The organism is Streptomyces sp. SID486 (assembly GCF_009865385.1).
Taxonomy (GTDB): Bacteria; Actinomycetota; Actinomycetes; order Streptomycetales; family Streptomycetaceae; genus Streptomyces.
The window spans coordinates 42725-53366 of record NZ_WWJT01000005.1 but is presented as its reverse complement, the minus strand read 5'-3'; the positions used below and the strand labels follow the sequence as shown (position 1 = coordinate 53366).

Sequence of the window (10642 nt, the reverse complement as noted above, 5' to 3'; positions counted from 1 at the left end):
GGCCGACTCCCGTCCCCGCTCGTCGTCCGCCACGGAGACCGCCCGCCGCGGCACCCCTGGCCCGGTCGACGCGCGCACACGAGCGGTGGACCACCGTGACGCCACGACCGGCGGCGCCCCGTCGGACAGCGCACGCTCGCAGTCCGAGAGGGACGGATGAACACCACCGGGGCCGCCCCCGCCCGGAACCTTCACGGACACGGCCACGGGCCCGCGCACCTTCCCCGGCCGGTCACGCCGCCCGGCAGCCGGCTTCCCCGGCGCGAGCCGTGACCCGGACGAGTTTCCTTCCGTTCACCTGAGTGGCGGAACGCCTGGACGGGTCCCGCCGCCACACTTTCCCTGCTCCAGGGACGACCCACCGGCCGCGCAGCGCGTACGAGCCAGCCGCACCGAGCACCGAAGAAGAGCCACGCCATGCACGAGCAGCCGACTCCGCCAGCCGCCGGCGCCCCGCCACCCCGGGGCCCGCACGAGCCGTTCGAGACGGACGGCGCCGGCCCCCGCCCACCCGGCGCCACCGGCCGCCCACCCGGCGCCACCGGCCGTCCATCCGGCGCCTCGGGCCGCTCGTCCGATGCCTTGGGCCGTCCATCCGGCGCCTCCGGCCGCCCACCCGATGCCTCCGACCGCCCACCTGTACCGTTCGCGATCCCACCCGCCCAGCGCGCAGCCGCTGACGGCGATCGGCCGTCCGCGGATCCGCACCCTCAGGGTCAGCCGTCCGCGGATCCGCCCCGTCACTCCCGCACCGTCAGTGGTCGGCCGTCCGCCCTTTCACCTCCTCGATCCACAGCCGCTGACGGCGGCCAGCCGTCCGCGGATCCGCCCCTTCAGCCCCGCGCCTCCAGTGGCCGGCCGTCCGCGAGTCCGGCTCCGCACCTTTCCGCTCACCTCTCCGCGGACAGCGTCGGTCCGCCCGCCGTCTCCCTCCGCTCCCGGGAGCCGGCTGCGGCCCCACCGCGCACGCCCCCGGGTGGGCGCTCGGCGACCGGGTTGCCGCCGACGCACACGGCGCTGATCTGCGTCGCCCTGCCGGGTCTTGCCATCTCCGACGAGCGGGGTCAGCTGTCCGGTCGGGGGCTGGACGGCTTCTACCGAGGTGGCAGACGACTGCTCTCCCGGTGCCAGGTCCGTGTGGCGGGACGCGAACCTCTGCCGGTGCAGGGCAGGATGACCGGGGCCTCAAGCGCCCGTTTCGTGGGTACGCTGCGGGTTTCGCCGGCCGCCGGCCCCGACCCCGATGTCCTCATCGAACGAACGCGCCATGCCGACGGGACCGAGCGGCTCACGCTCCGCAATACCGGGATGCGTGCGCTGTGCCTGCCTCTCGAGGTCGCGCTCGGCACCGACCTGGCGGAACTCGCCGCCATCGCCGCAGGTGCGGCAGGTCCGGAACTACCGGCCACTGTCCACGCCTCGGGTCTGCGCTGGGCCACCGCCGACGCCACCGCGTGCGTGCTCGCCCAACCGCCGCCGTCCGACTCCCTGGCCTCCGCCGGACTGCTGCGCTGGCAGCTGGAACTGCCGCCGGGCGGGGCGGCAACCGTGGAACTCCGGGTGCGGCCTGCGGGGGCGGGCCCCTTACGGGCCGCCGGGCACGCCGCCACCAGCCCCTTCGCCCCCGCGCAGGCGGAGGGCGACGACTCCCGGGCGGCCCCACTGCTGCGCTCGGCCGTCGCCGACCTCCAGGCACTGCTCCTGCGGGATCCCGCACACCCCACCGACCTCTACCTCGCGGCGGGCGCGCCCTGGCGCTGTGGCATGGCCCCCGCCGAGGCCCTGGCCGCCGCCCGCATGACGCTGCCCCTGGGCACCCGCCTCGCCGCGGGCACCCTGCGCGCTCTGGCCCGTACCCAGCTCCCGGGCCCCGGCCCCCGGGCCGGCCTCATCCCCGGCCCACGGCGCGACGCCGGCCCCCACCTCCCCCCGAGCTGCACGGGAACGGAGGCGACACTGCTCTTCCCCGTCCTGCTCGCCGAGGCCCGCCGGTGGGGGTTGCCCGACCAGGAGACGGAAGAACTGCTGCCCACGGCCGAACGCTGCCTGACCTGGCTGCGGACCACCGTCGGCGACGGCCCCTATCTGTCCGACTCACCCCAGGGAGGCCCAGCGCGCTGCGAGACCCAGGCGTACGCGCACCGCGCCGCCCTGCTCGGTGCCGATCTCCTCGACGCCTATGGCAGACCGGGCGCCACGGAGTTGCGCCAGTGGGCTCAGACCCTGCGGACGGTCTTCCAGACCGGCTTCTGGGTCGAGGACCGCAGCGGCGGCCGCCCGGCCGCGGCCCTGGAACCGGACGGCAGACCCGTTCCCCACCTGACCGCCGGCGCCGTCCACCTCCTCGACACGGGCCTGCTCGGAGCCGGCCGGCTCGCCCCGGGCCTGCTCGACAAGGTGCACACCCAGCACCTGGCCCGGCTGCTCGGCGCCCCCGCCATGGACACGGGCTGGGGACTACGGGGGCTCGGTACCAAGGAGGCGGGACACAATCCGTTCGGCCACCGGGCCGGAGCGGTGCGGGTCCAGGAAACCGCACTGGCGGTCGCCGGACTGGCGGCGGCCGACTACGAGAAGGAGGCCACCGGCCTGCTGAAAGGCTTGCTGGACGCGGCGGAGCACTTCGGACACCGATTGCCGGAGATGTTCGCGGGTGAACAGCGCACCGCCGGTTCCGCACCGGTTCCGCACCCCGCGGCCTGCCGCCCGGTGGCCACCGCGGCGGCCTCTGTGATCCTGCTGCTGACGGCCCTCGCCGGGATCCGCCCCGACGTTCCGGCCCGCACGGTCACCCTGCGTCCCGTGCGGAGCGCCCCGCTCGGCGAACTCGGCCTCAACGGTCTGTGCGTCGCGGGCGCCTCCTTCGGTGTGCGCATCAGCCGACTGGGACTCGCTCTGGTGGAGGAGGCCGCGGACGGTCTGCAACTGGGCGCGTGACGCCCGGACGAGGGCGATGACCTCGCACGAAGCCACCGGGGCGACGGAACGGCGGCGGGATCCGCACCCCGTCGCCGTACGAAGCGGAACAGCCACCGATGCGGCCGACCAGGGACGTGTTTATCGTCAGGCAGACGACTATGATCGCGGCATGCCCTACGACCCGTCAGCCTTTCCGCCCTTCGCCGTCACCGTGGATCTGGTCGTGCTGACCGTGCGCCGCCATGCCCTGTGCGCGCTCGCGGTACGCAGGGGCGAGCCTCCCTTCCAGGGGCGCTGGGCGCTGCCCGGCGGCTTCGTCAGGGCCGACGAGGACCTGTCCCAGGCGGCGGCACGCGAGCTGGCGGAGGAGACCGGGCTGTGCGCCCACGACCCCTCGGTCCCGGCCCAGGACAACGGAGCCCACCTGGAGCAGCTCGCCACCTACGGCGACCCCAAGCGGGACCCGCGCATGCGCGTGGTCAGCGTCGCGCATCTCGCGCTCGCCCCCGACCTGCCCGCGCCCCGCGCGGGCGGCGACGCCAGCAACGCACGCTGGGCCCCCGTCGAGGAACTGCTCCAGCAAGGCGGTTACGGCCGCGACGGCGAACCCGTGGCACCGCTCGCCTTCGACCACGCCCAGATCCTCTCCGACGGAGTGGAGCGCGCCCGCTCCAAGATCGAGTACTCGTCGCTGGCCACGGCTTTCTGCCCGCCCGAGTTCACCGTCGGGGAGCTGCGCCGGGTGTACGAAGCGGTGTGGGGCGTAGCGCTCGACCCGCGCAATTTCCACCGCAAGGTCACCGGGACCCCCGGATTCCTCGTTCCGACGGGAGGGACGACCACGCGCCAGGGCGGCCGGCCGGCCCAGCTCTTCCGAGCCGGTGGAGCCACGTTGCTCAACCCGCCGATGCTGCGTCCCGAGGTGTGACGGACGGCGGGACCACACCGTTCGGCGGCGGGCAGTACACCCAGTAGGGCTACGGCTGGACGGGGGCCCGTGGGGACGGCCCGTTCCCTCGAACGGCGGACAAGAACGGGTTCGGGCCACGCGGCATCGTCCCGCAAGCCGCCTTATACCGGAAAAAACGGATATGTCGCGCTATCTTGCTGCAGGTGATCCAGGCCTTCGGACTGACCAGCAATCCCCGCAAGGCGCATCCGCCCGCCGTCGACGACATCTCCTTCGAAGCGCGTGCCGGGCATGTCACCGCGCTCCTCGGAGGCGCCGGCGCGGGCAAGACGACAACGCTCAGACTGATGCTTGAGCTCCAACACGGGCGCGGCATCACTTACTTCAGGGACCGGCCCCTGCACCGGATCCCGCATCCGTCGCGGGAAGTCGGCGTGCTCCTCGGTGACGTGCCGGGCCATCCGGCCCGTTCGGTCCGCGGCCACCTGCGGATGCTGTGCGCTGCTTCGGGAGTTCCCGCGCGGCGAGCCGACGAAGTCCTCGAAGTGGTCGGTCTCGTCAGCCTCCGCGAGGAACGCCTCGGCACGCTGTCGCGCGGCATGGACCGCAGACTCGGCCTCGCCTGCGCCCTGCTGCCCGACCCGCACACGCTCGTTCTGGACGAACCCGCGGACGGCGTCTCCGCCCGCGAGGCCCAGTGGCTGCACGGCATGTTGCGGGCCCATGCGAACCAGGGCGGCACGGTGCTGTTCACCACGGCCGACCCCAAGGAGGCCGCACGCACCGCCGACCGGGTCGTCACGATCGACGGCGGCAGGCTCGTCGCCGACCAGGAGGCCAGGGCGTTCGCCCGCACCCGGCTGCGCCCGCGCGTGGCCGTCCGCAGCCCGCACGCCACACGTCTCGCGGCTCTGCTGACCAAGGACGCCCGCACCGCCCGCCGCTCCGTCGAAGTCGTGCGTGAGGGCGGCAACCGCCTCTCGGTGTACGGCAGCACGACCGCCGACGTCGGCGAGATCGCCTACCGGCACGGAATCCTCGTCCACCAACTCGCCGACGAGGTAGGAGACATGGGTCCGGGCGCCGGAGCCGACGGCGACGGCGGGGCATCAGCCTCCGAGCCCTGGCAGTCCGAGCAGGGCGCACCGCGGGCCGACCGGCAGGCGCGACCGGAGCACAGAGCGGCACAGGAGCGTCCGGCCGCCCCCGACGCCCGGCGGGGGGAGCCGGAGCGCGCCCCGGCCGACCCGTCGGAGCCGGCGGCCGTAAGGGCTGGAAACAGCCCGCACCCGCACCACGACGAAGGACGCCCGGCGTCCGGCACCCCGGCGCCGGAACGGGTGCCGGCCGGAGAGTGCGCGCGGACCGAGCATGTCCACTCCTCCGAGCCGCAGGCCGGCCCGCACCGCACGGCGGTCGCCTCCGATCCCGCGGCCGGTGCTGCGCTGCCTTCCACGGCGGCCTCCTCAACCGACGACACAACGCACGACCTCATGACGGCCGCCGGGCAGAGCAGGACCGACATGACGGCCGCGGGGGCGAGCAGGACCGACATGACAGCCGCGGGGGAGAGCAGGGCCGGCATGACGGCCGCCGGGCAGGGCAGGGCCGACAGGACGGCCACCGGGATGAGCACGGCTGACAGGGCCGCTGCGGGGAAGAGCAGGGCCGACATGACGGCCGCCGGCAGGAGCACGGCCGACATGACAGCCCCGGGTGGGAGCACGGCCGACGCGGCGGCGGGCGAGGTCGTCGGCCGGTCCGCCGACTCGCCTCCCGCCCGTGGGGCCGGCCCCGGCGGGTCGGCGTCGCACACCGAGTCGCGGACGGGACGTACAGGAGCCCCCGCAGCGACGATCGCCGCCGCCCGCGCCCTGCTCCCCGGTGCCAGGAACCCTGGCGTCCGGCAGCCGCGGACCGGCCACGCCACCCGTCACGACGGTGCCCGCACCGTCGCCGCTTCCTCCTCCCCTCTTCCGCCCCCCATCTGCGTCCGCCCCGCTCCCAGCCCTCTGCGACCGCTCCGCTACGAACTCCGGCGCGCCGCCGGTGTCGGCACCGGCTTCCTCACCTGCGGTGCCGTGCTGATCGTGTCCGCGCTCACGGCCGTACTCCTGGCACGCATCGGACACACGCCACAGGCGCGGCTGTTCGCGGCATGGCCCCGCCAGCTGCCGCTGCCGCCGGCGGCGCTCGCGGCGGGGCTGCTCGGCGCGCTGGCCTTCGGGGACGAGTTCCGCCACCCTGCCCTGGCCGCGGACCGCGGCACCGTCCCCCGCCGACTGGGACTGCTCACCGCCAAGCTGCTCGTCTCCGGAGGCACCGCCGTGCTGATCGCCTTCCTCACGGTGGGCTGTGACGCCGAGGTGCTCTACATCGTCTACGGACGGGCGATGACGGAAGTTCCCGCGGACTGGCTGGCCGCGACCGCGAGTTGGTTCGGCCTGGTCGTCGGCTGCGCCTGGGCCGGCGTGCTGGCCGCGGGCGTGTTCCGCTCCACGACGGCCGGACTGGCGGCCGTCCTCGCCGTACCCGTTCTCGTCGTCCCCGTCGTGCACAAGGCACTGCAGGGTCCGGCCGTGCGGATGGCGGCCGACTTCCCCCTGCGGATGCGGGAGGTCCTCCTGTTGCAGTGGCCCTTCGGAGGGGAGCGGTACCTGCTCGCCGTCGCGCGTGTACTGACTCAACCGGTGGGCAGCGCACTGGCGTTGTCGCTCACGGGACTGCTCTGCGCGTATCTCCTGACGGTCCTGCGCACCAGATGGCGATGACAATCACACGCACACTTCTGGTCCTGCTCTGCGCACAACTCCCCGGAGAAAGCCCATTTCTTTCCGATAAGGCGTCAATTGCGACGGTGTGAGCGATCACCCTTTCGTGTGCTTTTCACCAAAGACCTCAAGGGAGTTGAAGACGACGCCGACAAAGGACTCGTGAGTACCCTTGCGCACACCATGATGACCGCCGCCCGCTCCACCGACTCCGGTCTGGCCGGCCCGGGCGAACTCGACCGCTACCCCTACGCCGAAGCCCCGGTGGCCGACCGCGTCGGTACGCCTGCCTGGGACGGCGGTGAGCCCGAGCTGGGCCGCGTCGGCCGGCGGGCGGCGGGCAGCCGCGGACGCGGACTGCACGGCCAACTCGTTCAGCAGTTGGGACAGATGATCGTCTCCGGAGACCTGGGCGCGGACCGCCCGCTGGTGCCGGAGGAGATCGGCCAGCGCTTCGAGGTCTCCCGGACCGTCGTCCGCGAGTCCCTCCGGGTCCTGGAGGCCAAGGGCCTGGTCAGTGCCCGCCCGAACGTCGGTACGCGCGTGCGTCCCGTCAGTGACTGGAATCTCCTCGATCCCGACATCATCGAATGGCGGGCCTTCGGGCCGCAGCGCGACGACCAGCGCCGGGAACTGAGTGAGCTGCGCTGGACGATCGAGCCGCTCGCCGCCCGCCTCGCCGCCGGCCATGGGCGCGAGGAGGTGCAGCAGCGCCTCTGCGACATGGTGGAGATCATGAGCCACGCCATGGCCCAGGGTGACGCCCTCACCTACTCGCGCGCCGACACCGAGTTCCACGCGCTGCTCATCCAGATCGCGGGCAACCGCATGCTGGAGCACCTCTCCGGAATCGTCTCGGCGGCGCTTCAGGTCTCCGGCGGCCCGGTCACCGGCTGCGACCGGCCGAACGAGGCATCCCTCGCGCAGCACGCGCGGATCGTCGACGCCCTCGGCACCGGCGACGGCATGGCGGCGGAGACGGCCATGCGCCAGCTGCTCACGGTCCACCCCGAGGTGGAGCGCGTGGTGCCCGCCCCTCGCGAGCACTGACCTCGCGAGGAATGCGGTGCGGTCGCCGGTGTGCGGCGTCCTCGTGGTGCCCGTGGCGGCGCCGGTCCTGGGCACCGGTCGTCGCCGGGCCCTGCCGGACCTTCTGGAGTCCGGCGGGGCCCGGCGGGGTCCGGTGGCGCGCCGTTCCGCCCCGGCCATGGGTGCACGGCCGGGGCAAGAGCCAGTGATGATCTCTTCTGTGCGTGTCTGACCGCTTTTGACCGCTTACGGGGTGTGACTCGGGCCACGCAGATTGGGCGTAACGCTTGTGGAGACAGCGCGATGACCTAAGAGGTGATAGCCGCGGAGGGAATACGGACGCCGAGCAAGGCGCTGTGCATCTCCCCGGCCCCCGCCCGCGCCGTCGGCCCATCCCCAGGCCGGTGGTCGGCTCCTGTCCGCAGTGGACGGTGCCGGAAGCCGTTTTCCAACGTTCCGAGAGGTTGTTCGTGTCGGCCAGCACATCCCGTACGCTCCCGCCGGAGATCGCCGAGTCCGTCTCTGTCATGGCGCTCATTGAGCGGGGAAAGGCTGAGGGGCAGATCGCCGGCGACGATGTGCGTCGGGCCTTCGAAGCTGACCAGATTCCGGCCACTCAGTGGAAGAACGTACTGCGCAGCCTCAACCAGATTCTTGAGGAAGAGGGTGTGACGCTGATGGTCAGTGCCGCAGAGCCCAAGCGCACCCGCAAGAGCGTCGCAGCGAAGAGCCCGGTGAAGCGCACCGCCACCAAGACGGTCGCGGCGAAGACGGTGACCACCAGGAAGGCCACCGCCACCACGGCCGCCCCCGCGGCGCCCGCCGCCCCGGCCGTAGCCGATTCCGCCGAAGAAGCCGCACCCGCCAAGAAGGCCGCCGCCAAGAAGGCGACTGCCAAGAAGACGGTCGCCAAGAAGGCCGTCGCGAAGAAGACGGCCGCCAAGAAGACCACGGCCAAGAAGGACGACGCCGAGCTCCTCGAGGAAGAGGTGCTCGAGGACACCAAGGTCGCCGACGAGCCCGAGGGCGCCGAGAGCGCCGGTTTCGTCCTGTCCGACGAGGACGAGGACGACGCGCCCGCGCAGCAGGTCGCCGCGGCCGGTGCCACCGCCGACCCGGTCAAGGACTACCTGAAGCAGATCGGCAAGGTCCCCCTGCTCAACGCCGAGCAGGAGGTCGAGCTGGCCAAGCGCATCGAGGCGGGCCTGTTCGCCGAGGACAAGCTGGCGAACGCCGACAAGCTCGCCCCGAAGCTCAAGCGCGAGCTGGAGATCATCGCCGAGGACGGCCGCCGCGCCAAGAACCACCTTCTGGAGGCCAACCTCCGTCTGGTGGTCTCCCTGGCCAAGCGCTACACCGGCCGCGGCATGCTCTTCCTGGACCTCATCCAGGAGGGCAACCTCGGTCTGATCCGCGCGGTCGAGAAGTTCGACTACACCAAGGGCTACAAGTTCTCCACTTACGCCACCTGGTGGATCCGTCAGGCGATCACCCGCGCCATGGCCGACCAGGCCCGCACCATCCGTATCCCGGTGCACATGGTCGAGGTCATCAACAAGCTCGCGCGCGTGCAGCGCCAGATGCTCCAGGACCTGGGCCGCGAGCCCACCCCGGAGGAGCTGGCCAAGGAACTCGACATGACCCCGGAGAAGGTCATCGAGGTCCAGAAGTACGGCCGCGAGCCCATCTCGCTGCACACCCCGCTGGGCGAGGACGGCGACAGCGAGTTCGGTGACCTCATCGAGGACTCCGAGGCCGTGGTCCCCGCCGACGCCGTGAGCTTTACGCTCCTGCAGGAGCAGCTGCACTCCGTCCTGGACACCCTGTCCGAGCGCGAGGCCGGCGTCGTCTCCATGCGCTTCGGCCTCACCGACGGTCAGCCGAAGACCCTTGACGAGATCGGCAAGGTGTACGGCGTGACGCGTGAGCGCATCCGCCAGATCGAGTCCAAGACCATGTCGAAGCTGCGCCACCCGTCGCGTTCCCAGGTGCTGCGCGACTACCTCGACTAGTCGCGGTCGTACGACGCCGAAGGCCCGGATCCCCACGCGGGAGCCGGGCCTTCGTGCTGCGCGCTCGCGTGTCGTGGATCACTCTTGGTCCCCCAGGAAGACCTCAGAGTGAGGAGCATGCATGCGTCGTTCCGTTGCCCGAGCCCTTGTCCGGCCGCTGGCCGTGGCGGCCACCGTCGCCTCGATACCCCTGATGAACCCGGTTCCGGCGGTCGCCGACAGCGTGGTGGTCGGAGGGTTTCCGATCGATGTCTCCCAGGCCCCGTGGACCGTGGCCCTGGCCAGCCGTGACCGGTTCGGGGGTACCCGGGCGGGGCAGTTCTGCGATGCCGTGGCCGTCGGCCGCGACACGGTGCTCACCGCGGCCCACTGCCTGTCCGAGGAGGTCCTCGGATCACCGCCGGGCCAGGTGCCTGACCTCAAAGTGATCGCCGGCCGTACGGACCTGCTGTCGGCCCGGGGCGAGGAGATCGCCGTCCGGGACGTCCGGGTCAACCCCCGGTACGACGCCGCGGCCAATTCCGGCGACTTCGCCGTCCTGACGCTCGCCGGAGCGCTGCCGCAGAGTGCGGTCGTCGCCATGGCGGGCCCGGGAGACCCGGCCTACACCCCGGGTACGGAGGCGCTGGTGTCCGGATGGGGCGACACGACCGGCGGAGGGGACTACGCGCGCCGGCTGCACGCCGCACACGTGCACGTACTCTCCGACGATCTGTGCGCCCGCGCCTACCCCGGCGGTCCCGACGGCACCTACCAGGCCGACACGATGCTGTGCGCCGGTGAGGCCGCAGGCGGGCCCGACGGCTGCCAGGGGGACAGCGGAGGCCCTCTGGTGGCCGGAGGACGGCTGATCGGTCTCGTGTCGTGGGGGAGCGGCTGTGGGCGGCCGGGGCTCCCGGGCGTCTACACGCGCGTCTCCGAGGTCGTACGGGCACTGGAGCCGGGCACGGACACCGCTGAGCCCCGCAGGCGCCCCTGAGGGCGTATGCGGGCATGAACGC

The 10642-nt window shown here is 72.7% G+C and carries 6 protein-coding genes; all 6 read left to right on the top strand.

Going from position 1 to position 10642, the window contains the following annotated elements:
- Positions 1–996: 996 nt before the first annotated feature.
- Positions 997–2937, top strand: coding sequence for a glycogen debranching N-terminal domain-containing protein (locus GT045_RS00705; protein ID WP_161332954.1), 1941 nt, complete (start codon positions 997–999; stop codon positions 2935–2937).
- Positions 2938–3088: 151 nt separating this feature from the next.
- Complete coding sequence (locus GT045_RS00700; RefSeq protein WP_161293610.1) at positions 3089–3847, top strand: NUDIX hydrolase; 759 nt, start codon at positions 3089–3091, stop codon at positions 3845–3847.
- Between the two features lie 185 nt (positions 3848–4032).
- Positions 4033–6600, top strand: a complete 2568-nt coding sequence (locus GT045_RS00695) for an ATP-binding cassette domain-containing protein (RefSeq protein ID WP_161332953.1) — start codon at positions 4033–4035, stop codon at positions 6598–6600.
- Positions 6601–6762: 162 nt separating this feature from the next.
- Positions 6763–7650 (top strand): FadR/GntR family transcriptional regulator, encoded by an 888-nt coding sequence (locus GT045_RS00690; protein ID WP_161295817.1) that lies wholly within the window; start codon positions 6763–6765, stop codon positions 7648–7650.
- A 449-nt stretch (positions 7651–8099) separates the two neighbouring features.
- Positions 8100–9641, top strand: a complete 1542-nt coding sequence (locus tag GT045_RS00685; protein ID WP_161332952.1) for an RNA polymerase sigma factor — start codon at positions 8100–8102, stop codon at positions 9639–9641.
- Between the two features lie 121 nt (positions 9642–9762).
- Positions 9763–10620 carry a serine protease gene (locus GT045_RS00680; protein ID WP_161297561.1) on the top strand — a complete coding sequence of 286 codons (858 nt, stop codon included), beginning with the start codon at positions 9763–9765 and terminating at the stop codon, positions 10618–10620.
- The last annotated feature ends 22 nt before the right edge of the window (positions 10621–10642 follow it).